Source organism: Arenibacter sp. 6A1 (genome assembly GCF_012272855.1).
Lineage (GTDB): Bacteria > Bacteroidota > Bacteroidia > Flavobacteriales > Flavobacteriaceae > Arenibacter.
In genome coordinates this window covers 35,453-61,946 of record NZ_JAAXCQ010000006.1, presented here as the reverse complement: position 1 = coordinate 61,946, position 26,494 = coordinate 35,453, and the positions used below count along the sequence as shown (strand labels likewise).

The window sequence follows — 26,494 nt, the reverse complement described above, 5'->3', positions numbered from 1 at the left end:
TCATCAATAGAAAAAGGATGGTTTTCACCACCCTTTCCCTATGTAATTATAGCTACGGTATCATTTCAACAATTAATATCATTAAAATGAGCCCTTTATTATCTACTATAGTTAGGAGATTCTTTGGTAATGGTTACATCATGTGGGTGACTTTCGTTGATTCCACTTGATGTGATTTTTACAAATTTCCCTGTTTCCTGTAAGGTAGCGATATCCTTGGCACCACAATACCCCATTCCGGCACGTAAACCACCAATAAATTGATGAATACTCTCGTACATATCTCCTTTATAAGGTACACGACCGACGATACCTTCTGGCACCAACTTTTTAATATCATCTTCCACATCTTGGAAGTAACGATCTTTACTACCTTGTTTCATAGCCTCTACCGAGCCCATTCCACGATAAGATTTAAATTTACGTCCTTCATAGATAATGGTTTCTCCTGGCGATTCCTTGGTTCCTGCCAATAATGACCCAAGCATCACTGTATCTGCTCCTGCGGCAAGCGCCTTAGGAATATCTCCAGTATATCGGATTCCACCATCGGCAATTACTGGCACTCCACTACCTTTTATAGCAGCAGCAACTTCCAATACAGCTGAAAACTGAGGAAAACCAACACCGGCAACCACACGAGTCGTACATATAGACCCGGGGCCAATACCAACTTTTACCGCGTCGGCACCAGCTTCTACCAAATATTTGGCAGCTTCTCCAGTAGCAATATTTCCAACGATCACATCTAAATCAGGAAACTTAGCTTTTACGCTTTTCAATACCGTTACCACTCCTCTGGTATGCCCGTGGGCTGTATCGATCACCACAGCATCTACACCGGCATTTACTAAAGCTTCTGCACGATCTACGGCATCAGCAGTAACCCCTAAAGCGGCAGCTACACGCAACCTTCCATATTGATCCTTATTGGCAATAGGCTTTTGAGTTAACTTAGTAATGTCGCGAAAAGTGATAAGTCCAACTAGTTTATAGTCCTTATCTACAACAGGAAGCTTTTCAATTTTATTAAACTGTAGAATATCTTCTGCCTGTTCCAAGGAAGTCCCCTCACTAACAGTCACAAGATTTTTTGTAGTCATAACATCGACAATAGAGCGATCGTTGTTCTTTTCGAAGCGCAAATCCCTGTTGGTAACTATACCAACCAATTTACCCTCGGCATCAACGATAGGAATACCTCCTATGCTATGTTCTTTCATATTTGATTTGGCATCGCGAACCTTCGCATCTTGCGGTAAGGTTATCGGATCCAAGATCATACCACTTTCTGCACGTTTTACCCTACGCACCTTTAAAGCTTGCTGCTCAATGGTCATGTTTTTATGTAAAACACCTATACCACCTTCTCTTGCTATGGCAATCGCCATACGGGATTCGGTAACGGTATCCATGGCAGCCGAAACTATAGGAACGTTGATAGTAATATTACGAGTAAACTTGGCTTGTATGTTTACTTCTCTTGGAAGTACTTCTGAGAATGCTGGAACTAAAAGTACGTCATCGTACGTTAGTCCTTCGCCAACAATTTTATTTAGGTGAGCTTGCATAGCAATTAGAGATTAATTGCGTGCAAATATACTACTTTTTGAAGAACTATAATAAGCTTAAGTCATTAATTATCAATATTTGGTTTTTGGCACAATTGCCAAAGAACCAATAAGGCGCCTACACTAAAGCTCGCGGTCATAAAAAACCCAGAGACAATAACCACGTACTTTGCCCATAAGAAACCTATCCACATCAAGTAGATACCTCCAAAGGTTAACACCACTGATAACAATGGTTCTACGGTAAGAAAGAGCTTAAGATTTTTTGGTAATTTAGTCAGCCAGACAAGGCCGCCCAGCAGAAAAAATATCATGGACATTGACAGAATATGGGTATGTACTATCGTTAGCATTTCCCGATTTCCTTTTTTAAATTTCATAACCTCGGCTTCGTCATCATCTTCATTCCCCAAGTAGTTTTCTTCTATGCCATTCACAGAAGTACCACTGGTTTCCGAAACAAATAATAATCCGGTAAAAAAGCCAATAGACAAAACAAGCACAAAAACCCCAATAAACATCTTAATTTCTCGGGGAAAGGATAACAAAAGTCCGTTATAATTCATTAAAGGATATTTTTTACTTGAAGAATTCCTACAGTCTGCAATATATCATCAATAGCATTGGTCATAGATCGTACGGAAATCGTAGCTCCGGAAATACCATCGATATTGGTCTCGTGGTCCACCCTGTCTTTACCATTCTTGCCATTAAACTGTCGCAACCATCTTTTACTTCCTATTTCACCACCATACTCTTCCCGATAAATAAGTACCTTGGAATGCACTATGGTCAAATCCTTATCAAAAACCAACAAAAAGTCGAAAGTCGCCGTTTTACTCGGCGCATTTTCGACAAATACATAGCCTAGAACTCCAGTATCGGTTTTCACCGAAAAGAAATTCTCCGAGGTTATCTTGGTAGGCAAGGAGGCATTGATCCCGTTAGGCACGGAAACAGATTTTAAAGTAAATACGGAGGTATTGAAAACTTTCTCTACCTCCTTATTCACTCTATTTTGAAGGTGTTTAGGCAATCCAAAACCTAAAACCATAAAGGCCGTAGCCATTATAAACCCAGTAATTCTAATTTTCTTCAGCATCGTACAAAAATACTAATTTAGAATTATTTTTAATAATAAAATTGGGGTTGATTAAAACCATACCCCAATTCCGAAATTCAAACGATTAGCCGCTCCACTACCCTCATTGGTCCTGAACTGATAATCACCTTTTAACACTACTCCTGGAGCAATATGATAACTTAATCCAGTTGTCACATCGGTTCTGTCATAGTCTTTATTCTTCTGCAAACCACCAGCAGTAGCAGCATGCGTATTGTATTTTTCGTAACGTGTAAAAGCAAATAGTTTTTGTTCCTTATTTCTTGGCAACAAATTATAAGCACCTTCTACATACCATCCTTGTAATTCACTACCAAGGTCTCTACCTGTCAAAGCATTGTAATCATCTGTATCGGAAAGAGAAGCATGAATAAACTGTCCTCTAGCAGTAAATCTTTCATAAGCATAACGAGCATCCAATCCTACCATAGTGATCCCAATATTGGCACCTTCTAGGTTTTCTACGTCGTCAGCAGCTTGGGTTTTCCCTACGTAGGAAGACAAGCCTAAACGCAATCCAGGTACTCCGTAATAATCAACTTTCGCAGAAAAAGTAGGGCTATCTACAGTAGATTTAATCCCCTTTTGTCTACCGCTTCTTAAACCATTCGATCCTTTCAAGAAACCACTAGCACCATCGGCACCATTAGATATGGTAGATTTAAAGCCGTTAAAAATATAGGCTTGGTACCCTAAAGACAAGCTATTAAGTCTACCACTTACCCCTACTCCTAATTCTCTCCAAGTAGTTGGCACTATCACATTGTCCATAGCCGGACGCTCTACACCGTTAAAGGTCGTAGGCTCATGATACTCGTTAATGATCCCCATAGGTACTAACATTAAACCTCCTCTAAGGTTTACATTATTGGCAACATTATAGTTTACAAATGCCTGTTCTACGTAAACTTCTTCTACGTGCTCCAATTCTATTTCGGTAAAGAACTGCGTTTTATCGTTAAACTTATATCCCAATAAAACCACCAATCGTTGCACATCTAATTCTCCGTTATCTCCTTCTGGCTGGTTGTATAACATTTCTCCATAAGCACCCAAGGTTACGGCAGATCCATGTACTCCCGATAAGATTCGCTGAGCAGAATTTACTTGGAATTGAGGATTTGTTGATGTGGTATCGGTTATACCTTGCGCAAAAATATTTGCAGATAATAATAATGTTGATAAATAAATTAACTTCTTCATTTTGGTTTATCCTTATTTAGACTTATTGTAAATAATTTTTAAAAACGAGTGCAAATATAATAACAGGAACCAATCTCACAAAGTTTATTTAAACTAATTATAAATAAAAGTTAATAATTTTAAAAGTCAGCTTATTCCAAACAAAGTCATGCCAGCGTATTTCCCAATATTATTTATGAATCAGATCTATATAGAAGGTAGTATGCACCATCCACATATTCAACGTTATCAGCGTTTTAGGATCATCACTTGGGCGTTCCCTCCTACGTCGGTCGGGCTCTTGGCTATATCCCTTGCTTCGCTGCGGGGATGCCGCCGCCATCCCTAACGCAAAATAATTTCATACCTATAGAAGTGTATTTCTGATCTATATTTAGGAAGCATTGCTTGAAAAACCTCCAAACACTGGTATAAATCAACATCTTTACAAGGAATAAGCTCCGTAAAAATCTTTTCGGATGTATAGTCGCTAGTCTATTGGCCACATTAATGATAGGCAGAAAACAGTTCGGTAGCCTTATTATAAGCAGCTTCAAAGACCATCCAATTCACATTGGCGTTTACCTTCTTCGCCGTAAAATAAGACAACATTTTCTCGGTAGGCATATTACCGGTCAGCTCGTCCTTGGCCATTGGGCAGCCGCCAAAACCTTGGACAGCACCGTCAAAACGTCGACAACCCGCCTGGTAGGCCGCATCAACCTTTTCGTGCCATTTAGAAGGAGTAGTATGCAAATGTGCGCCAAATTCAATATGTGGGTACTTGGGTATTAAATTAGAAAACAAATAATCGATCTGCTCCGGGGTAGAAGTGCCCACAGTATCGGATAAAGAAAGGATCTTTAGTCCCATATCAGAAAGTTTTTCCGTCCACTCCCCTACTATATCAACATTCCAGGGGTCCCCATAAGGGTTTCCAAATCCCATGGAGATATAGGTCACCACTTCTTTTCCACTATCCGCGGCTATCTTTTGTATTTCTTGCAAGCTTACCACAGATTCTGCAATAGTCTTGTGGGTGTTTCTCATCTGAAAATTCTCGGATATGGAAAACGGGTAGCCTAAATAGTCAATTTCATGGTGTTCGGCCGCAGCCTGTGCTCCCCGTACATTGGCTACAATAGCCAATAACTTACTTTTTGTCTTGGAAAGATCTAACAAAGAGAGTACCTCGGCAGTATCGGTCATTTGCGGAATAGCCTTTGGAGAAACAAAACTACCAAAATCAATGGTATCAAAACCACAGTTCAACAAAGACTGAATATACTTAACCTTTTTTTCGGTAGGAATAAAGGTTTTGATGCCTTGCATGGCATCTCTAGGACATTCTATAATTTTTACCGTATCAGACATTCAAAATAGAAAATAGCTTTATCAAAATTAGCATTATTTATCAGATAACAATAGATAAATACCAATGCTTGTAAAAACAATTATCTGAACCCACTTTAAGATACTGCCAAGCTTTGGATGCCCCTTAATATAGGTAGCTATCGTTCCCGAAAGAATCGCTATCCCACTAAAGACTACAAAAGAAACTATTATAAAAATGGCAGTCAGTATATAGAACTGCACTACCATGTTCAGTTCTTTACTAAATAGAAACCCAGGAAAAAATGCCAAGAAAAAAATGGTCACCTTTGGGTTTAAAACGTTCATGATAAAACCCTGTTTATACAATTGAAGCAATCCTTTTCTAGGCACACCATCCTCGGAAATGCTGATATCCCCACTGCTCTTATAAACACGATAAGCCAAATAAAACAAGTACAGGGCCCCAAACAATTTAATAATAAAAAATAACTTCTCGTTTTCCTTGATAAGTGCAGAAACCCCAAAAGCCAAGAGAGTGGCATGTACCAAACAACCCGTCATCAACCCGGCAACCGTAGCTATTCCATACTTTTTCCCATTACACATGCTCTGTACAAGCACATATATATTATCAGGTCCGGGCGAAATTGCCAGTAATGCCGTAGAAAAGACAAAGGTGTATAGGATTTCGTAATTCACGCTAATAAAAATTGAAGCTTATCTAAGATCCGTAATTTTCCTTGTTCAAAATTATAGCCCTTACCAAGCAATTCTATTGCTTACTACCTCCTAGCGAAGGCAGTAAGCATTCTTATGGTAGAAACACTAATACGTCCTATTTATTAGTGCTTAAAATAGCCTTATTGATTTTCTTTATCAGTGCCGGCCCTTCGTAAATAAAGCCTGTCCACAATTGAATTAAATCTGCTCCTGCCTCCAATTTCTCAATAGCATCTTCGGCAGAATGTATACCTCCCACCCCTATAATAGGAAACGCTTTATTACTTTTTTGAGAAAGAAATCGGATTACCTCGGTACTTCTTTTGGTCAATGGTTTACCACTTAAACCTCCCATTTCTTCTTGTAGCTCTTTTGGAGAACTCAAATTTTCACGAGCAATGGTAGTATTTGTCGCAATAACTCCATCAATGACAGTATCGTTTACAATCCCTATGATATCCATTAACTGGCTATCCGTTAAATCTGGAGCAATTTTTAAAAGGATCGGTTTTTCCTTCGTTCCTTTTTCCTTTGCCAACTTGGTGTTTTCTTTTTTAAGATCCAATAACAAAGCAGTCAATGGAGCCCTATCCTGAAGCTCTCGCAGCCCTGGAGTGTTGGGCGAACTTACATTGACAACAAAATAGTCTACATAATCGAACAAAGCATCAAAGCATATCAAATAATCCTTTACGGCCAGCTCATTAGGGGTTATCTTGTTTTTTCCAATATTACCGCCCACCAATATATTGTGGGGCTTTTTAAGGTTTTCAACAGCGGTCATTACTCCCTGGTTGTTAAACCCCATTCGGTTTACAATAGCACTATCCGATTTTAAACGAAACAAGCGTTTTTTTGGATTTCCGTCTTGTGGCTTTGGCGTCAGGGTTCCTATTTCAATAAATCCGAAACCAAAATCTGCTAATTCGTTATACAATTTGGCATCCTTATCGAAACCAGCAGCCAAACCTACAGGGTTTTTAAATTTCAGACCAAATAACTCCCGCTCCAACCGAGGGTCGTCTAGCACATAAAGAGATCTAAACAAACCGGACAAGCCGATTTTTTTAAAAAAACGAACGGAATTAAAAATAAGATGATGTACTTTTTCGGGATCAAAGAGGAAAAGTATAGGACGAATTATAAGCTTGTACATGTAAAAATAATTTTCACAAAAATACAAACTAACAGAAGTATTCTATCCTTTATACCGTAGTTTTATTAACATAGTTATGAAATTTATTCCCGTTTAAAATCCAAGGGTTTCCTAGAGACTTCTTTACAGAGGGAAATATACCTAACATACTGTTTTTCATTAAATAAGGCCAGTAATTTTAAATCGTATTTTCTGGAAACTGCTACCATTTGCAACTGCAACGCCTCGTGCTTTTTGCCTAAATCAGTTAATTCCTCGGCCGTACTTTGAGGATGTTTTTCAAAAAGGATAACTTCCGCCTCCTCAATGCCCCGCATTTCGCCCTCCAAAGCCGCCTTAAACTCCTCTAATTTAGCAAGCTGTTCTCCATTAAGCTGAAAAACCTGAATAATATTATCTGTATCGCCAATCCCAATTCCCAACCCGCAATCGTTCTGTGCGTGCAAAGAAAAAAAAGAAGCTATCAGCGTTATAAAAAGGAAGGTCTGGTTTAAATTCATACAAGGTAATTTGTCTTAAACAAGTATTCGCTTACTACTATATAAACAGTATTTTTGTGTAAAAATTATATTTATGCAACAAATTATAGATAGATTTATTAGTTATATCACTATCGACACCCAAAGCGATCCTAATTCTAACAATACTCCCAGCACGGAAAAACAATGGACGCTGGCACATCTTCTGGTAGCGGAATTAAAACAGATCGGTATGCAGGATGTTACCATTGACGACAACGCTTATATCATGGCTACACTGCCAAGCAATATAGACAAGCAAGTACCTACCATTGGTTTTATTTCACATTTTGATACTTCACCAGATTTTACCGCTACCAATGTAAAGCCACAACTGGTAAAAAATTATGACGGAGGCGATATTGTACTGAACAAAGCAGAAAACATTATTCTATCGCCCGATTATTTTGAAGATTTGTTGCAGTACAAGGGTAACACCCTGATTACGACGGACGGGACCACCTTATTGGGAGCAGATGACAAGGCAGGGATCACAGAAATTGTAACGGCCATGGAGTATTTGATCAACCATCCGGAAATTAAGCACGGAAATATCCGAGTAGGCTTTACTCCTGATGAAGAAATTGGCCGTGGCGCCCATAAATTTGATGTAGCTGCCTTTGGGGCCGATTGGGCCTATACAATGGACGGCAGCCAGATTGGGGAATTGGAATATGAAAATTTCAATGCCGCTTCTGCAAAGGTAACCATCAAGGGTAAAAGTGTACACCCTGGCTATGCCAAAGGAAAAATGGTCAATGCCATCTCCATAGCCAACGAATTTATGTCCCTATTACCTGCTGATGAAGTCCCCCAAAAAACGACGGCTAGAGAAGGATTCTTTCATGTGCACCATATCAATGGTACTATAGAGCATGCCGAATTAGAACTTATCATCAGAGACCATGACATGGAAAAGTTCAATGCCAGAAAACAATTGCTGCAGGAAATAACGCAAAAACTCAATACGCGCCATGGCGACTACATCCAAATAGAGCTCATGGACCAATATTTTAATATGCGTGAAAAAATAGAACCGGTGATGCATATTGTAGATATTGCCAAAGAAGCAATGGAATCTCTAGATATAGTTCCGATCATAAAACCAATTCGAGGGGGAACCGACGGCTCTCAATTGAGCTATATGAACCTACCTTGCCCAAATATCTTCGCCGGCGGACATAATTTCCACGGCAAATACGAATATGTTCCCGTAGAAAGTATGCAAAAAGCCGTTGATGTTATTGTAAAAATATGCGAACTTACAGCTCAAAGAAACTAAGGGCGTAATGATATGACAGTCCAGGAAAAGATAGAAAGCTATTACGAAAAGGAGCACCCCTTTACAGAGGGCATTGCTCTTTTGCGAGAAATAGTCCTAAAAACCGAACTGGAAGAATCCTTTAAATGGAGCTGTCCGGTGTATACCCTGGACAAGAAAAATGTATTAGGTATCATTGCGTTTAAGTCCTATTTTGGAATATGGTTTTATAACGGGGTCTTTTTATCAGACCCCGTTAAAGTATTGGAAAACGCGCAGGAAGGCGTAACCAAAGCCATGCGCCATTGGAAATTCTATGCTTTAGAGGAAATAGACGCCCGTACAGTAGCAGCCTATATACAAGAAGCCATAGACAATCAGAAAAAAGGATTGAGCTTAGCCCCACAAAAGAAAAAACCCATTACAGTTCCTCCGTTGCTAACAACTCTTTTAAATTCCAATCCAACATTGCGAACGAACTTCGATCAACTGCCCCCATACAAACAAAGGGAGTACTGCGAATATGTTAGCGAAGCAAAACAAGAAAAAACAAAACACGCTAGACTGGAAAAATGTACCCCTAAATTATTAGAGGGACTGGGCCTACACGATGGGTATCGAAAAAATTAGGCTTTTATATCTAATGAATTTGGCCATCAGCAATCATTAATACACTTTGATCCTCGGATAGGGATCAACAGAACTCTAGTAGCCCTATAAAAATTAGCGGACCACAGGCTGTATAAACTAAAAAAGCACCAACCTAAGGTCAGTGCTTTTTATATTTTTACAAAAAATAGTAATTACTTTTTTTCTGGAGCATTCAATTTATTGCTCAACTCCATAGAAATAGCAGATCTATCAAATTTAATTTTACCTGCCATCGTTTCCAATACACAGCTAAAATCGTTATCATTTAATTCGAAAATTTTTCCGTGCATACCACTTTTGGTAATTACTTTATCTCCCCTTTTTAATTCTGCGGCAAATTTCTTTTCTTGTTTTTGACGTTTTCTTTGTGGAGCGATCATAAAGAAATAAACTACCACAAACATCAATACAAGTGGAAGATAAGGATATTGTTCTAACATAATTTTAATTTATTTAACAGGTCCTAATGCGCCTGTTCCTTTAGGGTTAACGAATGCTTTAATTCTTAAGGTTTCTGTTCCTTTACTAGTGTTTGCAGAAACAGAAATTGTTTTTGTTACTTGGTTCTGACCAGCACCATTAAACTTCACTACCATTTTACCAGTCTCTCCTGGTGCGATTGGAGTGTTCTTTGGATATTCTGGTATAGTACATCCACAACTACTTTTTGCGTCTGTAAGAATTAAAGGCGCATCACCGGTATTTGTGAAGGTAAAAATTGTTTCTTGCGGGCTGTTTTGTTCAATAGAACCAAAGTCATGTTCTACTTTATCAAAGCTCATCACAGGTAAGCTTTTTGCGGCAGCATCCCTATCTGCGGCCACCTCAACATTTTCAGCATTAATTTTACTAGATGCATTTTCCTTACAAGAAAAAAGCACTAATACAGAAGCAAAACTTAATGTTAAGAATATTCTTTTCATAATTAATATTTTTTAGTTGTTGTAAAATTAAGGATTATTTATTTACAAGAGACCCCTTCCTACTTTTTTAAGCTTTCCTTCGTCCATATATTCCTTCACCAATTTATCTAAAATTCCATTGATAAAAATACTGCTTTTTGGAGTAGAATATTCTTTAGCGATTTCCAAAAACTCGTTGATGGTTACACGCTCTGGGATAGACGGAAAATTTAAAAGTTCGCAAATGGCCATTTTCAATAATATAGCATCGATATCGGCAATCCTATCCTTGTCCCAATTAGGTGTTTTCCCCTCTATTTCCTTTTCTAACTTCTGATTGTTCAAAAGGGTCTTAGTCAGTAATTTATTGGCGTATTCCAAATCTTCACTATCCTTTAAAAGTGGTGGTAGAAAATAAGAAGGAAGATCGCTTTCCTTAACTTTTTTCAATTGCTTTAAGATATAGGTATTTACAATAGGAATATCATCTACCCAAGTTAATTTATCGTCTTCGAAATACTCATAGATTTTTTCGTTCGGTGCGATAATATTCTTAAAAAGATCCAAAATCAACTTTTTGTCTTCTTCGTAAGTACTGCTTGGCTTTGCCATATACTCTTGATATAGCTCGCTCTCGATAATTTCTTTGTAGATAATCTTAACGTACTCTTCGTTTAAGTACCAGTTGTTCAATTTCCGATTTTCCAACTCATCGGACAAGGACTTATTGCCTACGATCTGAAGCAATAATTTGTTGTTTAGGAATTTTTCTTTGTTGGGTAAGTTGTCGGCAGCATCCGTCAAATATTTTTTGGACGAAAGGTTGATTTGGTCTGAAGCCCTTTCATGAACCTCTATAAAAAGACTAAACATTAACAGGTATAGGGTATACATATTATCAATGCTTGCCTGCAAAAAATTTTCTTGTTTTTTCAGCGAATCATCTTTTGCCTGTGTCAATGCATATATGCATTGCATAACTTTTACTCTTATGTGCCTTCTTGTAAGCATTGTTAAAGAACTTTTAGTGAAATATATTAAATCTTTTCGGCTACAAAAATAAGATTATATTTTTTAATCACTACTACTCTTGGGTCGATTATCTTATGGCTTTTATAACATTTGTTTTAGCAGCAAACTACTATCTTTGTAGAATTGCATTTTATAATCTCAGTTTTCCAGTTTCCGATCGGATGAAAGAACTTAAACATCTCAATAAATATTTTAAAAAATATAGGTTTAAACTCCTTGTTGGTATTTTTATTACCATAGTGGCACGGGTATTTCAATTGGTCATGCCCTCCTATGTCAAAAAGTCCATCGAAGTTGTCGAAGATTTTATAAAGAACGACCTTTTACAAGCAGAGGCCAAGGACCTTCTTTTACAATACATCCTTATCATTGTGGGGGCGGCCATACTCTCTGGTTTTTTCACCTTTTTAATGAGACAAACCATTATTAATGTTTCGCGCTACATTGAATACGACTTAAAAAATGAAGTTTTTGAACACTATCAGCGTTTAAGCCTCAATTTTTATAAACAAAACCGCACCGGCGATTTAATGAACAGGATTAGTGAAGATGTCAATCAGGTACGCTTGTATGGTGGTCCTGCCATTATGTACGGTATTCAGACCTTAACGCTTTTTGTTTGCCTTATCCCATTAATGTTTATCAAGGCTCCTACCCTAGCCCTTTATGCACTATTACCACTACCTGTCCTTTCTGTTTTAATATATGTCATCAGCAAAATAATCCATCACCGCTCCACTATAGTACAGGAGTTTTTATCGACATTGTCTGCCTTTACCCAAGAATCATTCTCTGGTGTTTCTGTGATCAAAGCCTATGCCCTTGAACCTAAAATAAACGCCGAACTAAAAGGGTTGGCCAATGAGGGAAAAGACAAGAGCATGAATTTGGCCAAGGTGAATGCTTGGTTTTCTCCCTTAATGATTTTGTTGATCGGGATCAGTAACATTTTTGTTATTTATGTGGGTGGTCAGCAATATATAAATGGAGAAATAGAATCTGTGGGGATTATAGCCGAGTTTATTCTCTATGTCAATATGCTTACATGGCCGGTAGCCGTTGTTGGATGGGTTACCTCTATTGTACAAAGGGCAGAAGCATCCCAAAAAAGAATCAACCAGTTCTTAAAAGAAGAACCTGCCATCGTTAGTCATACGACCAAAGACACCCCTATCAAGGGTAAAATAGAATTTAAAAATGTTTCCTTCACCTATCAGGACACCAATATTACTGCCCTTAACAATATTTCCTTTACCATAAACCAAGGAGAGACTGTTGCAATTATCGGAAAGACCGGATCGGGAAAGTCTACTATTTTAGATCTTATTGCCCGATTATACGATATTGATGCCGGAACTATTTTGATCGATGACGTTCCCATACAAGACCTTAATTTAAAGAACTTGCGCCAAGCGATTGGTGCGGTCCCTCAGGACGCCTTCCTTTTTTCCGATACCATTAAAAACAACATCAAATTTGGAAAAGAAAATTCTACCGATGAAGAAATTGTTGCAGTGGCCAAAAAAGCCGTGGTCCATAAAAACATAATGGATTTTACCAAAAAATACGACACAGTTCTAGGAGAACGTGGCATTACTCTTAGTGGGGGACAAAAACAACGTGTATCCATTGCTAGGGCATTGATAAAAAACCCGCAAATATATCTCTTCGACGACTGCCTTTCTGCAGTAGATACCGAAACCGAAGAACAAATATTAAATCAGCTTAAAAAGGAATCCCAAGATAAAACTACCCTGATTGTAAGCCATAGGGTATCTTCTGCAAAAAATGCCGATAAGGTTTTAGTTTTGGAAAACGGCAAATTAATTCAGGAAGGCTCACACGATCAATTGAATTCTGTTCAAGGATATTATAAAGAATTATATAAGAATCAACTCTCAAAGAAAGAAAAATAAAAAAATGTTGTTAGATTAGGTTTTTTTTTCCACTTTTGACATATATATATCTAAGTAAATTAACTAGACACTAGACGAAATGAGCGAAAAAGATTTAATGGACCAAGAAGAGATATACTCAAAAGTTTTAAGAGCAGGAAGGAGAACTTATTTTTTCGATGTTAGAAGTACAAAAGCAGGAGATTACTACTTAACGGTTACGGAGAGCAAGAAGTTTACACATGACGATGGATCTTTTCACTATAAAAAACATAAAATTTATTTATATAAAGAAGACTTCACAGCCTTTAAAGAGAACTTAGATGAAATGATGGATTATATTATTAATGAAAAAGGTTCTGAAGTGATCTCGGAACGCCATCAAAAAGATTTTAAAAAGGAAGAGCTTACTGACAATGACCCTATCGTTTCTACAGATAGCTTTACAGATGTAAACTTCGATGATATTTAATCTTCTATTGACAACATACCTTAAAACGGCCCTTCTACAAAGGGTCGTTTTTTATTTTAAAACGTTTCTAAAATTCCTTCCATCCCTATATGTTAGGTGTATGGTGCAAATTCCGGGATCTACCTATCCCAAAAAAGTTTTTCTCCCTCCAAATCGCGAGACTACCGGCCAATACAACTTATCTAAAAACGGAATAGCCTAATGATTAGGGATCAGGGAAATTCATTAACAAAGCTCTTTCATCTTTTTGCTGCTTCTGTCTTTCACCTCTATAAATCTAAATCCGGTTTCGTTAAAGGTAGAGAATTTATAGATCTACCGATAATTGGTCGCAAGAATAACCCCATGAAATTTCACCAATTATGGAATACTAAACTTGCCTTTATCGAATTCTTAAACCAGGCGCTTTCTGAATTTTTCCGAGTATTTACGCCGCTTGCGAATACGCTGTATATTTGCTTTCATAGTTTTCCACTTTTTGTGGTCACCCTATATCAGGGACGTACATAATTTCTGATTGATTACCGCGTTAGGGACCGCGGCGGCATCCCCGCAGCGCAGCAAGGGATATAGCCAAGGGCCCGACCGACGAAGGAGGGAACGCCCAAAAAAAAAGATTATTTAGTATCAAAAAAATGGGGCAGGACGGCATTAAAGAACTAGAAGAAACCACATTTCATTTGCCTTCCATATCTTTTATGGTATCTTTTAGGCCGCATTTAGTATTTGCCATTATAAACCCTTTTAAATCGATAAAACTTACTAGCCCATGAGAAAAACCATTGTTTTTTTACTATTGGCCGTTTTGCAAAATCTGACGGCCCAGGAAACACCTACCCTAGATTATTACCTACCGGACAATGTCAGTTATAATCCAACTATCCCTACCCCCAAGGACATTATTGGCCATGAAGTAGGTGAATGGCATGTTACTCATGACAAGCTGCTTTTTTACATGCAGGCATTGGCCAAGGCGAGCGACCGGATCACCCTAGAAAACAGGGGGACTACCTTTGAAGGCCGCCCTCTCGTATTGGCTACGGTAACAAGTCCGAGCAACCATAAAAACATAGATATCATAAGAAAGGAGCATCTTGATCTTACCGAAAATTTTAACAAAAAACATGACGTAAACACTATGCCTATAGTGGTTTACCAAGGTTTTTCTATTCACGGAAATGAGCCCAGCGGATCTAATGCCGCCTTGGCCTATGCCTATTATTTAGCTGCTGCTCAAGGTCCAGAAATGGAGGCTATGCTAGCGGACATGGTTATTTTACTCGACCCTTCCTTTAATCCGGACGGTTTGCAACGATTTGCCTATTGGGCCAATTCCAACAAGAGTAAAAATCTAGTTTCTGATCCTAACGATCGGGAATTTCATGAGGTTTGGCCAGGAGGGCGCACCAACCATTATTGGTTTGATATGAACCGCGATTGGCTTCCGGTTCAGCTACCAGAGAGTAGGGCCAGAATAGCTAGCTTTCACAAATGGATGCCCAATATTCTCACCGACCACCATGAAATGGGCACCAATTCTACCTTTTTCTTTCAACCGGGAGTTCCTGGCCGGGTACATCCCCTGACCCCGAAATTAAACCAGGAGCTTACCAGAGAAATAGGCACTTACCACGCTAAGGCCTTGGATAATATTGGCTCCTTATATTATTCCGAAGAAAATTTTGACGATTATTTCTACGGTAAAGGATCTACCTTCCCCGATATAAACGGCAGCATTGGTATTTTGTTCGAACAAGGGAGTTCTCGTGGGCACCTTCAGGAAAGCGAAAACGGACTCCTAAGTTTTCCTTTTACCATTCGCAACCAATTTACCACGGCCCTTTCGACCATTGAAGCGGCAAAAAATATGCGCCCAAAAATATTGGCCTATCAGCGCGATTTTTATCAGACGGCAAAGGAGGAAGCTGAAAAAAACAAAACGAAGGCACTAATTTTTGGGGATACAAAAGATGCTGCCAAAACATGGCATTTGGCCGAAATCCTTCACCGTCATAAAATTAAATTTCACGCCCTGGACAAGGATGTAACCCTTGGCGGAAAAGCATATAAAAAGGAAAGTAGTTTTGTGATTCCTACCCAACAAAAGAACTATCGTTTGGTCCAGGCCATGTTCGAAAAAAGAACACAGTTTACGGACAGTCTTTTTTACGATATTTCGGCTTGGACATTTCCGTTGGCCTTTAATGTTGATTATACCGAAGTGCCCTCCATGAACTATGCCGGAGAAGAAATCACCGAATTAACCCCGCTGACGACCACTATTGAAAAGGAAAGCAATTATGCCTACTTATTCGAATGGCACGAATACTACACCCCAAAAGCGCTTAATAGCATCCTCAATATGGGGATCAGAGCTAAGGTAGCCAAGCAACCGTTCTTTGTGGAAGGCAAACAATATGATTACGGCTCCATTATGATACCGGTCCAAAACCAGCGTTTTGACAGTAAGGAGCTCTATGCGGTATTAAAGAAAATTTCCAATGACAGTAAGGTAAACATGGTGGCCGTACAAACAGGTCTGACAAAGGGAATAGATTTGGGCAGTAATGAATTTGAGCCCCTTAAGAAACAAGAGATAGCCATGATCGTAGGCAGCGGCATCACCTCCTATGACGCCGGAGAAATCTGGCATTTGTTAGATCAACGTTACGATATAAAACTCACTAAATTAGATACGGAATATTTTAACCGCATAGATTTGGCCAAGTACACGGCTATTATTTTACCCAACGGCAGTCGTGGGCATGGCTTGGATAAAAATGGCAATGAAAAACTAAAACAGTGGGTACAAAATGGCGGAGTACTTATAGGCTATAGAAATGCCACGGAATGGTTGTCTAAAAATGAATTTATAAAACTTACATTCAAGAAGGACACCTTGGTGGCTAAAAATATTAGCTTTGGCCAAAAGAAAGATTTCTTAGGAGCCCAAATTACTGGGGGCGCCATATTTGAAACAAGCTTGGACCGTTCCCACCCCATTAATTTTGGCTACCAAAAGGAACAGCTTCCCATATTTAGAAATACCAATATTTATATAGAAGCCGATAAGGAGAGTTTTAACAACCCCATAAAGTACACCAACACGCCTTTATTGAGCGGTTATATCTCGGAAGAAAATCTTGCGCTGATCAAGAACAGTGTCCCTTTTCAGGTTCAGCGAATGGGCAAGGGCCGGGTAATTGTTTTTACCGATAATACCAATTTCAGAGGATTTTGGTACGGCACCAATAAATTATTGATGAACGCCATCTTTTTTGGTAAAATCATGTAACACCACCCTAACATCATATTCAAATCCCCTCCATTGTTTTGGCAGGGGATTTTTTTTTGACATCCCTATGAGACTAAAAAATCCCAATATTCACCTAGGCTCCTTGACAATATTTATCAAGAGACTTTAAGCCCGTTTGGCACCTGTGCCCCTGGCTCTAATAACACCACATCCTGCCCTTCTACCGCGCCTAGAACAAGGCATTCGCTCATAAAATTTGCAATTTGTTTCTTTGGAAAGTTAATCACGGCCACAATCTGCCTTCCCACAAGCTCCTCCTTTGAATAGCGATCGGTAATCTGAGCAGAAGACTTCCTGACCCCTATTTCCGGACCAAAATCTATGACCAATTGATAAGCCGGCTTACGGGCTTCGGGAAAATCCTTGACTTCTATAATGGCACCAACACGCATATCGACCTTTGCAAAGTCGGGCCAGGCAATAGTATCGCTCATTCTGAAATTTTAAGTTTTTCGATTAATTCTTTGGAAATATTTCCGGAATACATGCCATAGGCATCCACCAATAATCCTTTGTCGCCATCAGTCGTTTCAATGGCATATAAAACGGCGTTATCTCCAGGGTTGGTCATTCCTTCGAAACGAAAGTATTGTACCACATTAAAATCTTTTGCGGCATACATTCGCTTGAGTTTTTTATTTTCTATCCCCTTGCCACAAAGGTTAAGGTCTTCTGTATACCCTTCCTTTTTAAGTTCGTTAATGGCCACGGATAAACTAGAATACATATTATTCATATACAAAAATTATGGTTATTAAATCGATTTTATGGAATTCGCATGTCAGAATTCGCCTTTGCGATCAGTTTTCGGCCATGCTCATTTGATAATTTAAAACTTATATTGACCATTAAATTAACTAATGTTGGGACGGGACACAAATAAATTAAATATCTTTTAACTTTGTATCTTAACAACTGTATCAACACCCTTTAATTATGGCAAACACTCCTAGCAATATGCTGCCTTTGGGCACGAAAGCACCAGATTTTAAACTACTGGACACCACTACCAATGAATACAAAGCTTTATCAGAACTACAAGGACGTCTGGGCACGGTGATCATGTTTATTTGCAACCACTGTCCTTTTGTAAAACATCTCAATGCCAGCATAAGCCAACTAGCCAAGAAATATCAACCAAAAGGCATCAATTTTATTGCTATTTCTAGCAACGACGTAGAAAACTATCCGCAAGACAGCCCTCAATTAATGACCTTGGTTAGTCAAGAAGCAGGCTACACCTTTCCTTATCTCTATGACAGTTCCCAGGAAGTAGCCAAGGCTTACGATGCAGCTTGTACGCCCGATTTTTATTTATTCGACCCTAAACTGCTGTTGGTTTACCGGGGCCAGTATGACAGTTCGCGACCAGGAAACGAAATTCCCGTTACCGGCCAAGATCTCAAACAGGCCATGGATTCCCTTATTGATGGCACCGCCATATCCGAAGTTCAAAAACCAAGCATGGGCTGCAATATAAAATGGAAGAAAGCCAAATAGACCAGGTTTTACTTTTAGGCCTTTGAACCAAAACCAAACAATAAAATTTTAATACATTTTTAACCTTTATAAAATTTGATTACAAGCTTAATCTACTAATTTTATAGACTATATATTTTAAACCTTAAAACAACTTACAATGGCAACATTACGATTGGGCGACTTAGCTCCAAATTTTACCGCGGACACCTCTTTAGGCATGATTGATTTTTATGACTATTTAGGAGACTCTTGGGGAATTTTGTTTTCTCATCCTGCAGACTTTACACCTGTTTGTACCACAGAATTGGGATCTGCAGCCAAATTTAAGGATGAGTTTGATAGACGTAATGTAAAAATGATTGCCCTTAGTGTAGATGGCAAGGAATCGCATAACGAATGGATCAAAGACATTAACGAAACCCAAAACACAACCGTAAACTTTCCTATCATAGCCGATGAAGACAAAAAAGTCTCTACTCTTTATGATATGATACACCCTAATGCGGATGATAATTTAACCGTGCGTTCTGTATATATCATAGCTCCAGATAAAACCGTTAAACTAATGATTACCTACCCTGCATCTACGGGTCGTAATTTCCATGAACTATTAAGAGTAATAGATTCTTTACAGTTAACCGCTTATCATAAAGTGGCTACACCTGCCAACTGGAAACACGGAGATAAAGTTGTGGTTAGTCCAGCTATTACCACTGAAGATGCTAAAAAAATATTCCCTAAAGGAGTAGAAGAGGTAAAGCCTTATTTAAGAATGACACCACAACCTAATATCTAAATTTTAACTGCTGATATCCTAGGTATCTTCTAATTTTGTGTTTAAAGCCTTCTTGTTTCAAATGGGAAGGCTTTTTAAATTCCTTTATCCCCAACGCTTTTTGCATTGTGGCCCTACCCCATCCTTAATAAACCATTTATAGGGTCAATTTTGATGACCTATAACTTGCCTTAGGACCTATTTTTACCACATTGAAGAGGTTAAAGGGTTATATTGAGCCAAAACTTAGCTGGTGACAAAAAAGATTAGAGGCCACCTAAATCTTTGTAACTACGTTATTTAATAGGGGCTTACCGTATAATACTACTCCCTTAAAAAATCTTTTATTACTAATTATTTAAATATAACTATCAAAAAATCATTGAGTTAAATAATTATGTTTTATATTTGTCCCAATATAATATTTTTAATTTTTTATAATGAATAAAGGAACAGTAAAATTCTTCAACGATTCTAAAGGTTTTGGATTTATCACTGAAGAAGGCTCAAGCGAAGATCATTTTGTACACATTTCTGGATTAATCGATGAAATTCGTGAAGGTGATGTTGTAGAATTTGAACTACAACAAGGTAAAAAAGGATTGAACGCAGTAAATGTAAAAGTGATTTAATAATTACGGTACAACTTTTTTTAAAAGATAGAAGCCCCTCCATTTGGAAGGGCTTTTTTTATTTCTATACCTTTTATTACCGATAAAGCATTCTATTATAAGCCTTTTAACCCGGAATCGAAACATTCTTCCTATTATAATTCTTCTTTTGACGCAACCAATATTCTTCTATTGCATCTGAAAGAAAAGAAACATAACCTCCCCCCAATAATTACTATTTATTATGACAACATTTTTCACCATCTTGTTGTGTTTGTTGATTATTAATATTGCCCTATTGGCATTAAGTCTTAACAAAACAAAAAGATAATAGACGGCAAGCGCTCTCTGTTATAGATCATACAACTAAAAAGTCCCTCCTCAGCTTTGGGTTTTCCCACAGCCACGCTATGTGCCAAATTTAAAGTTGTAATGCCACTGCTTTTAATCCATTAAAACAGCTCCCACATTAAATTCTTTCAAATGGGTAAGGCCTTCCACTGTGCAATCAGCGTACCCCTAATTTTCTAAATATCCCTATATTTTATTAGGGCGTTCCCTCCTTCGTCGGTCGGGCTCTTGGCTATATCCCTTGCTCCGCTGCGGGGATGCCGCCGCCATCCCTAACGCATCATTAAATAACACTTATGCCATGTTTCCTTTTGAAAAATAAGCATTGAATAAAGAAAAACACCTACCTCTCCTTTATGAATTATCCTTTCCTAGAAGGGAGCCCAAGCGTTGGCTACTACTTGCACAAGGTACATCATCGCTACATATTCGCCTGAACTTTCTAGAATACAGGAAGACCCTTTATCTATCTAAACCCGATGTTTTCTGGTTATTAGGTATAAAAAAAGGCCCTAATTTCTTAGGGCCTTAACAATATATAAGTGGAAATTTATTATCCTACTTTCATTAATTCTACATCGAAAATCAAGGTCGCGTTTGGAGGAATTACTCCACCAGCACCAGCACTTCCATATGCCAAATGTGAAGGGATCACAAAACGAGCCTTATCACCAACTTGCAATAAGCCAATTCCTTCATCCCATCCTGGGATTACCTGACCAACTCCTAATTCAAAGCTAATAGGCTCATTTCTTTTGTATGATGAATCAAAAACCTTTCCGCTTAACAAAGAACCTTCGTAATGAACAGAAACTTCTTTCCCGTTAACCGATTTTGCTCCGTTTCCTTTTTGAATAATCTTATATCTCAATCCGCTTTCGGTTTCATCAAAACCAGCAGCTACTTTATCTAATTCTGCAGATATCTTTTTTTTCTCTTCGGCCAATCTTTTTTCTCTTGATCCTTCAAAAGTACGAAATGCCTCCACTGCATTCCATTTTTCAGCTTCTGCTCCAACTCTTTCGATAGAAAGACTTTCTATTTTATCGCCTTGCTTAATAGCATCAACAACATCTTGTCCTTCGGTAACATGACCAAAAACAGTATGTTTGTTATCTAACCAAGGGGTAGCGATATGAGTAATAAAAAACTGGGTTCCGTTAGTTCCTGGACCCGCATTTGCCATAGAAAGTACTCCTGGACCATTGTGGGTAAGTTCTGGATGAAACTCATCGTCAAACTTGTAACCACCGTCACCTGTACCAGTTCCAAGAGGACAACCTCCTTGGATCATAAAATCTGGAATTACTCTATGGAATTTTAATCCATCATAGTAAGGTGTTCCTTGAGGCTTCACCTTATTTTCTAAAGTTCCTTCTGCCAATGCCACAAAATTACCTACAGTTCCTGGGGTCTTATCATGGGTAAGCTTTACTGTTATCTCTCCTTTTGAAGTATTGAATTTTGCGTAAATTCCGTCTTGCATATCGCTATTTTTAATTGTCGGGCAAAGATAAGGATTTGTTTTCTTTTTAAAAAGACTTGCACGCTAAGCCCTTCTCTTTTGCCTTATTTTTTCTATTCGTTCTTAATTTGACTATCAGTGGGTTACGGCACCCCTTCCCCGTTTACTAGAAAAGGCTGGCCTTTTATTTTTCACTTGGGAAAGCCTTCGTTATTTAATCCCATAAGTATCGATTAAATACACCAAGCTGGCCATAGTAGCAGCACCGAGGTGCAATTCGCGCTGATTTACGTGTTCAAAAGTATCATTATCAGAATGGTGGTGGTCAAAATAGCGTTGCGTATCCGGACGTAAGCCTGCCAAAACAATACGATCGTCTTTTAGGGGGCCAATATCTGCTCCTCCGTATCCTTTTTGAAACAAATGAATTAGATAGGGCTCAAAAAGGTTTTTCCAGCTCAGTATTTGCTCATAATTCTTTTCATTGGCATCGATGGTGAATCCGCGTGGTGTGAATCCGCCCGAATCGCTTTCTAGGGCAAAAATATGCCGTTCCTTTTTGGCAAAGGCTTCTTTGGCATAGGCAGTACCGCCTCGCAATCCGTTTTCTTCGTTCATAAACAACACCACTCTTATGGTTCGTTTAGGCTTGTATCCCGTTGCTTTAAACAACTGCAACACCTCCATACTTTGTACGCAGCCAGCGCCATCGTCGTGTGAACCATCTCCCAAATCCCAGGAATCTAAATGTCCGCCTACAACAATTATTTCTTCGGGATGGGTACTTCCCTTAATTTCTCCTATGACATTATAGGAATCTACATCAGGAAGATTTTTACAATTCTGTTTAAAATATAATTTAATGCTGGGGTTCAATTTTAAGGTGGTACTTAATAGCTCGGCCCCATTGGTACTAATGGCGGCTGCCGGAATCCTTTCGGCTACAGGGGTATTGCCATAGCTCATGGCCCCTGTATGCGGAAAATCGTCCAATCGTAAATTTAAAGAACGGACGATCACCCCAACAGCCCCGTATTTCCCGGCTTCCGCGGCCCCAGAATAACGTTGGTCTGCACATCCGGAATAAGCCTGAAAAGTATCTATAAGACTAGGATCCATAGCGCGGTTAAAGAATACTATTTTCCCTTCGATCTTTTCTCTCCCCAAGTTCTTTAGGGCTTCGATACTTTTCACTTCGATCACCTCGGCTTTTAGTCCGCCAAAAGGGGTGGCCACCGACCCGCCCAAGGCACGGATCGCTACATTGTTCGTAATACCGGGAGCACTTTCTATATAGGCAAACTCGGGCGTTCCCCTCACCCATTTTGGAACTTTTACCGGCTGCAACCAAACCTTATCAAGGCCCATATTATCTAAAAGGGATTTCGTGTATTCTACAGCTTGTTGCGCCTGTAGGGATCCGGAGAGCCTCCCCCCTATTTTAGTAGACAAATGATGTAACCAACCATAACCACTGCCTTCTGTCAAGGCGTGGTGGTAAAGGGCTTTTATTTGTTTTTCGTCTCGATCTTGTGCGTTAATTTGTGTGGATAAGAGTACTAATATTACCAGTAATTGCTTCATTCGGCTTCTAATTGTTTTTTATAATCTTCTAAATTAGCCAATATTTTTTCATCCAATTCCGGTTCCTTTATATCTTTGTATTTTTTTAACTCTTCCAATAAAATAGAAGCCACAATAACCCTAGCTGCTTTTTTATTATCGGCAGGAACTACATACCATGGGGCATGTGGTTTAGAGGTTTTATTTATAGCTTCTTCATAACAAAACTGATATTGATCCCAAAGAGCACGCTCCTTTAAATCGCCCGGAGAAAATTTCCAGTTTTTTTTCTTTAATGCCAACCTTCGCAGCAATCGCTGTCGCTGCTCTTCTTTGGATAAGTGCAGAAAGAATTTAAAGATCAAAGTACCGTTTTCTGCTATATGTCGTTCAAAGTTATTAATCTGTTCAAAGCGTTTTTTCCAAAATTTTTCATCGATGTCTTCCGTGCTATTAATTCCAGGAATATGTTCGCCCATTATATACTCGGGATGCACCCTAGTGACCAAGACATTTTCGTAATGGGTACGATTAAACACTCCAAATTTCCCTTTGGCAGGAAGCGCTATATAATGCCGCCAAAGATAATCGTGCTTTAATTCCAATGCCGTAGGCACCTTAAAACTATGCACCACGACTCCTCTGGCATTAAAATCCTTAAAGACCTCCCTAATCAGGCTGTCTTTCCCAGAAGTATCCATGCCCTGTAAGCAGATAAGCACACTGTATTTTGCATGGGCATACATTACATCCTGAAACTCTCCGAGTTCTACCCTGACACTTTCTAGGGTTTTACGTAATCTTTTAGGCGATGCCTCTAAATCATCATTGGTTTCTAAGCCTGACAAGCTTATTGGTTCAGTGACCTTAAATTCTGAAGCTAATGGATTTTTCATGGATAGGTTTTAAAGCCATGGAATGGCCTGTTAGGAAACAAAAAAATACAAAATTATCCCGATATATCCGAACCATATGTGAATTAGCAAAGAACAACTTTATGAAGGCAGCGTCACCGATGAGTAGTTGCCCCAACATAGGCTAACCATTATTCCTTTATTCCTTGTAATTTCCTTATTTCGTCCATCATTACGGAATAAAGCTCGATTTTATCGAATAAATTGAAGAATCACTACTAAACTAGCCTATCTTTAATTTGTTATCCCCCAAAATAACACTGCTTAACACCTACGCTATGAAAATAACCGTAATAATAATCATATCTACCATTACTGTTCTGTTTTCGGCTTTTAAGACAACAAAAGCCTGTGAATACGCTGGCTCCAACCTTGGTTTTATTCAGACACAAACAGAAAAGGCTATTCAGGCACAAGACATTAATTTATCCAAATATTATGCTTACAAGGCTTTAAATGGTATCACAAAATCAGATCCCCAATTAACCGACTGTGGTTGTGAGTTTGCTATCGATCTTGTTAAAGAAAGTGCTAATAACCTTAAAAACGCCACAAAAACCAGTAGTCTGGAAGGCGCCCGAATTTTATTGAACAAGGCCTTGGATAATATACACGCTAGCGTAGAAGCCTTAAGTCAGCACGATGCTCATGACAGCCAATTTAGCAATGACGTTATTGCCCTGAATACCATAACTTCCTTGGAAGAAAATAAGGCAAAAAAAATGCCTAACAGGAAATTAATCGAGGCAAAAATAGACTTGTCGTTACTGCGATTCAAGGAGTCCATGGAGCGGGTGGTCATCAATGTAGATTGTAAAGAGGCCCGTGCCTTTGCCGAAAATATCTTTAAAATTTGCGAAGAGCAGTTGTTGCTTCCCAATATTACCGAAAGTAAAAAATACTACAATCTAGAAACCCAAAAAATTGCCGCAAAAGCCCTGGAGCAATTGCGGAATTGTGCTAAGGATTAATTATAATTTCCCCGAGTGGCCAATATTCTTTTGCCATTATATAAAATGGTAACTTTATTTACTGGCAAAGAGTTTTACATCTTCTTCACTAATTTCATTGCCACCTAATATAATAAGGCGTTCGACCACATTTCTAAGTTCCCGAATATTTCCTGTCCAGTCATAGCCTTTTAGTAGAACAATAGCTTTATCGGAAAATATCTTTTGTGGTATCCCCAATTCTGAGGCTATTTTTTCGGAAAAATATTCGATCAACACCGGAATATCGTCCCTTCTGTTGTTAAGGGCAGGTACTTTTATCAAAATAACGGCCAATCTGTGGTAAAGATCTTCCCTAAACCTACCTTGTTCTATTTCGGTTTTCAAATCTTTATTGGTAGCGGCCACCACTCTGACATCTACTTTTATATCCTTATCCGAACCTACCCGTGAAATTTTACTTTCCTGCAGCGCCCTCAGCACCTTGGCCTGGGCAGACAAACTCATATCGCCTATTTCGTCTAAAAAAATAGTCCCCTTATGAGCGGCTTCAAATTTTCCGGCCCTATCCTTGACCGCAGAGGTAAAGGAACCTTTTACATGCCCGAACAATTCGCTTTCTATCAATTCCGACGGAATTGCAGCACAGTTCACTTCTATAAAAGGAAAGGAATTACGTTCACTTTTTTGATGTATCCAGTGTGCTACCAGTTCTTTTCCGGTTCCATTAGAGCCTGTAATAAGCACTCTGGCATCGGTAGGCGCCACCTTATCTATCATCTCCTTGATGGCCGAAATCTCCTTGCTGTTTCCGATCATCTCAAAGTTTTTACCCACCTTTTTCTTCAGTATTTTATTTTCTACTACCAATTCCTTTTTATCCAAGGCATTGCGTACCGTAGTCAATAATCGGTTCAAATCTGGCGGCTTGGAAATATAGTCAAAAGCCCCCATACGCATTGTATTTACAGCAGTTTCCAAATCGCCATGCCCAGAAATCATAATAAATGGAATTTCCGGTTTTATTTTTCGAGCTGCTTCCAACACCTCTACCCCATCCATTTTGGGCATTTTTATATCGCAAAGCACTAGATCAAAATCATCTTTCTTTAGGGTTTCCAAGCCTATAAATCCGTTTTCGGCCTCTTCTACATGATAACTTTCGTTTTCCTCGCTAAGGATTTTAACCAACACCCTGCGGATAGCAGCCTCATCCTCGATAACCAATATTCTTGACATACATTTTTTT

General features: G+C 38.7%; 26 protein-coding genes. 9 read left to right on the top strand and 17 right to left on the bottom strand.

Annotation, left to right across the window (positions count from 1 at the left end):
• Positions 1-98 precede the first annotated feature (98 nt).
• The 8 genes from guaB to HCG49_RS06760 all read right to left on the bottom strand — a co-directional run bounded on the left by guaB (position 99) and on the right by HCG49_RS06760 (position 7,587).
• A complete protein-coding gene (gene guaB, locus HCG49_RS06795; protein WP_168468787.1) occupies positions 99-1,571 on the bottom strand; it encodes an IMP dehydrogenase in 1,473 nt (490 codons plus the stop codon).
• A 65-nt stretch (positions 1,572-1,636) separates the two neighbouring features.
• Positions 1,637-2,137, bottom strand: coding sequence for a hypothetical protein (locus HCG49_RS06790; RefSeq protein ID WP_168468786.1), 501 nt, complete (start codon positions 2,135-2,137; stop codon positions 1,637-1,639).
• Positions 2,137-2,673, bottom strand: a complete 537-nt coding sequence (locus tag HCG49_RS06785; protein ID WP_240938648.1) for an FMN-binding protein — start codon at positions 2,671-2,673, stop codon at positions 2,137-2,139. Before HCG49_RS06785 ends, HCG49_RS06790 begins: the two co-directional genes overlap by 1 nt.
• 51 nt (positions 2,674-2,724) lie before the next feature.
• Complete coding sequence (locus tag HCG49_RS06780) at positions 2,725-3,897, bottom strand: hypothetical protein (RefSeq protein ID WP_168468785.1); 1,173 nt, start codon at positions 3,895-3,897, stop codon at positions 2,725-2,727.
• A gap of 486 nt (positions 3,898-4,383) precedes the next feature.
• Positions 4,384-5,250 carry a hydroxymethylglutaryl-CoA lyase gene (locus tag HCG49_RS06775; RefSeq protein WP_168468784.1) on the bottom strand — a complete coding sequence of 289 codons (867 nt, stop codon included), beginning with the start codon at positions 5,248-5,250 and terminating at the stop codon, positions 4,384-4,386.
• A gap of 33 nt (positions 5,251-5,283) precedes the next feature.
• On the bottom strand, positions 5,284-5,910 hold the full coding sequence (locus HCG49_RS06770) for a LysE family translocator (RefSeq protein ID WP_168468783.1): 627 nt from the start codon (positions 5,908-5,910) through the stop codon (positions 5,284-5,286).
• Positions 5,911-6,046: 136 nt separating this feature from the next.
• Positions 6,047-7,087 carry a quinone-dependent dihydroorotate dehydrogenase gene (locus tag HCG49_RS06765; RefSeq protein WP_168468782.1) on the bottom strand — a complete coding sequence of 347 codons (1,041 nt, stop codon included), beginning with the start codon at positions 7,085-7,087 and terminating at the stop codon, positions 6,047-6,049.
• An 83-nt stretch (positions 7,088-7,170) separates the two neighbouring features.
• On the bottom strand, positions 7,171-7,587 hold the full coding sequence (locus tag HCG49_RS06760) for a hypothetical protein (RefSeq protein ID WP_168468781.1): 417 nt from the start codon (positions 7,585-7,587) through the stop codon (positions 7,171-7,173).
• Positions 7,588-7,660: 73 nt separating this feature from the next.
• Here HCG49_RS06760 and pepT point away from each other — a divergent pair, with 73 nt between their 5' ends.
• Positions 7,661-8,887, top strand: coding sequence for a peptidase T (gene pepT / locus HCG49_RS06755; protein ID WP_168468780.1), 1,227 nt, complete (start codon positions 7,661-7,663; stop codon positions 8,885-8,887).
• Positions 8,888-8,899: 12 nt separating this feature from the next.
• Positions 8,900-9,496, top strand: a complete 597-nt coding sequence (locus HCG49_RS06750; protein ID WP_168468779.1) for a YdeI/OmpD-associated family protein — start codon at positions 8,900-8,902, stop codon at positions 9,494-9,496.
• A 173-nt stretch (positions 9,497-9,669) separates the two neighbouring features.
• Here HCG49_RS06750 and yajC read toward each other — a convergent pair whose 3' ends face one another.
• Genes yajC through nusB form a run of 3 tightly spaced genes read right to left on the bottom strand, consistent with a single transcriptional unit; the run spans position 9,670 to position 11,430 of the window.
• Positions 9,670-9,957, bottom strand: coding sequence for a preprotein translocase subunit YajC (yajC, locus tag HCG49_RS06745; protein WP_168468778.1), 288 nt, complete (start codon positions 9,955-9,957; stop codon positions 9,670-9,672).
• A 9-nt stretch (positions 9,958-9,966) separates the two neighbouring features.
• Positions 9,967-10,440, bottom strand: coding sequence for a DUF1573 domain-containing protein (locus HCG49_RS06740; RefSeq protein WP_168468777.1), 474 nt, complete (start codon positions 10,438-10,440; stop codon positions 9,967-9,969).
• Positions 10,441-10,482: 42 nt separating this feature from the next.
• The gene (nusB, locus tag HCG49_RS06735) at positions 10,483-11,430 is read right to left on the bottom strand and encodes a transcription antitermination factor NusB (protein ID WP_168468776.1); all 948 of its coding nucleotides are present in this window, start codon (positions 11,428-11,430) and stop codon (positions 10,483-10,485) included.
• Positions 11,431-11,612: 182 nt separating this feature from the next.
• On the opposite strand from nusB, the gene HCG49_RS06730 reads away from it, so the two are divergent.
• From HCG49_RS06730 to HCG49_RS06720, 3 genes are all read left to right on the top strand, one after another.
• The gene (locus HCG49_RS06730; protein ID WP_168468775.1) at positions 11,613-13,367 is read left to right on the top strand and encodes an ABC transporter ATP-binding protein; all 1,755 of its coding nucleotides are present in this window, start codon (positions 11,613-11,615) and stop codon (positions 13,365-13,367) included.
• Positions 13,368-13,446: 79 nt separating this feature from the next.
• Positions 13,447-13,818: a PUR family DNA/RNA-binding protein gene (locus HCG49_RS06725; RefSeq protein ID WP_168468774.1), complete on the top strand. Its 372-nt coding sequence runs from the start codon at positions 13,447-13,449 to the stop codon at positions 13,816-13,818.
• Between the two features lie 769 nt (positions 13,819-14,587).
• On the top strand, positions 14,588-17,113 hold the full coding sequence (locus HCG49_RS06720; protein WP_168468773.1) for a M14 family zinc carboxypeptidase: 2,526 nt from the start codon (positions 14,588-14,590) through the stop codon (positions 17,111-17,113).
• Between the two features lie 116 nt (positions 17,114-17,229).
• Here HCG49_RS06720 and HCG49_RS06715 read toward each other — a convergent pair whose 3' ends face one another.
• Both HCG49_RS06715 and HCG49_RS06710 read right to left on the bottom strand, forming a co-directional pair.
• Positions 17,230-17,568, bottom strand: coding sequence for a tRNA-binding protein (locus HCG49_RS06715; RefSeq protein WP_168468772.1), 339 nt, complete (start codon positions 17,566-17,568; stop codon positions 17,230-17,232).
• The gene (locus tag HCG49_RS06710; protein ID WP_168468771.1) at positions 17,565-17,870 is read right to left on the bottom strand and encodes a phosphoribosylpyrophosphate synthetase; all 306 of its coding nucleotides are present in this window, start codon (positions 17,868-17,870) and stop codon (positions 17,565-17,567) included. Before HCG49_RS06710 ends, HCG49_RS06715 begins: the two co-directional genes overlap by 4 nt.
• A 200-nt stretch (positions 17,871-18,070) precedes the next feature.
• Between HCG49_RS06710 and HCG49_RS06705 the strand changes: the two genes are divergently transcribed.
• From HCG49_RS06705 to HCG49_RS06695, 3 genes are all read left to right on the top strand, one after another.
• Positions 18,071-18,634 carry a thioredoxin family protein gene (locus tag HCG49_RS06705; protein WP_168468770.1) on the top strand — a complete coding sequence of 188 codons (564 nt, stop codon included), beginning with the start codon at positions 18,071-18,073 and terminating at the stop codon, positions 18,632-18,634.
• Between the two features lie 139 nt (positions 18,635-18,773).
• Positions 18,774-19,412, top strand: a complete 639-nt coding sequence (locus HCG49_RS06700) for a peroxiredoxin (protein ID WP_072763013.1) — start codon at positions 18,774-18,776, stop codon at positions 19,410-19,412.
• A 419-nt stretch (positions 19,413-19,831) separates the two neighbouring features.
• Positions 19,832-20,023 (top strand): cold-shock protein, encoded by a 192-nt coding sequence (locus tag HCG49_RS06695; protein ID WP_026812084.1) that lies wholly within the window; start codon positions 19,832-19,834, stop codon positions 20,021-20,023.
• A gap of 883 nt (positions 20,024-20,906) precedes the next feature.
• Here HCG49_RS06695 and HCG49_RS06690 read toward each other — a convergent pair.
• From HCG49_RS06690 to HCG49_RS06680, 3 genes are all read right to left on the bottom strand, one after another.
• Complete coding sequence (locus HCG49_RS06690) at positions 20,907-21,839, bottom strand: peptidylprolyl isomerase (RefSeq protein ID WP_168468769.1); 933 nt, start codon at positions 21,837-21,839, stop codon at positions 20,907-20,909.
• A 189-nt stretch (positions 21,840-22,028) separates the two neighbouring features.
• Positions 22,029-23,402 carry a M20/M25/M40 family metallo-hydrolase gene (locus HCG49_RS06685; RefSeq protein WP_168468768.1) on the bottom strand — a complete coding sequence of 458 codons (1,374 nt, stop codon included), beginning with the start codon at positions 23,400-23,402 and terminating at the stop codon, positions 22,029-22,031.
• Positions 23,399-24,277, bottom strand: a complete 879-nt coding sequence (locus HCG49_RS06680; protein ID WP_168468767.1) for a PPK2 family polyphosphate kinase — start codon at positions 24,275-24,277, stop codon at positions 23,399-23,401. Before HCG49_RS06680 ends, HCG49_RS06685 begins: the two co-directional genes overlap by 4 nt.
• Positions 24,278-24,573: 296 nt before the next feature.
• Here HCG49_RS06680 and HCG49_RS06675 point away from each other — a divergent pair, with 296 nt between their 5' ends.
• Positions 24,574-25,266, top strand: a complete 693-nt coding sequence (locus HCG49_RS06675) for a hypothetical protein (RefSeq protein ID WP_168468766.1) — start codon at positions 24,574-24,576, stop codon at positions 25,264-25,266.
• Positions 25,267-25,320: 54 nt separating this feature from the next.
• Here the strand turns inward: HCG49_RS06675 and HCG49_RS06670 are convergent, their stop codons facing one another.
• A complete protein-coding gene (locus tag HCG49_RS06670) occupies positions 25,321-26,484 on the bottom strand; it encodes a sigma-54-dependent transcriptional regulator (protein WP_168468765.1) in 1,164 nt (387 codons plus the stop codon).
• Positions 26,485-26,494 lie beyond the last annotated feature (10 nt).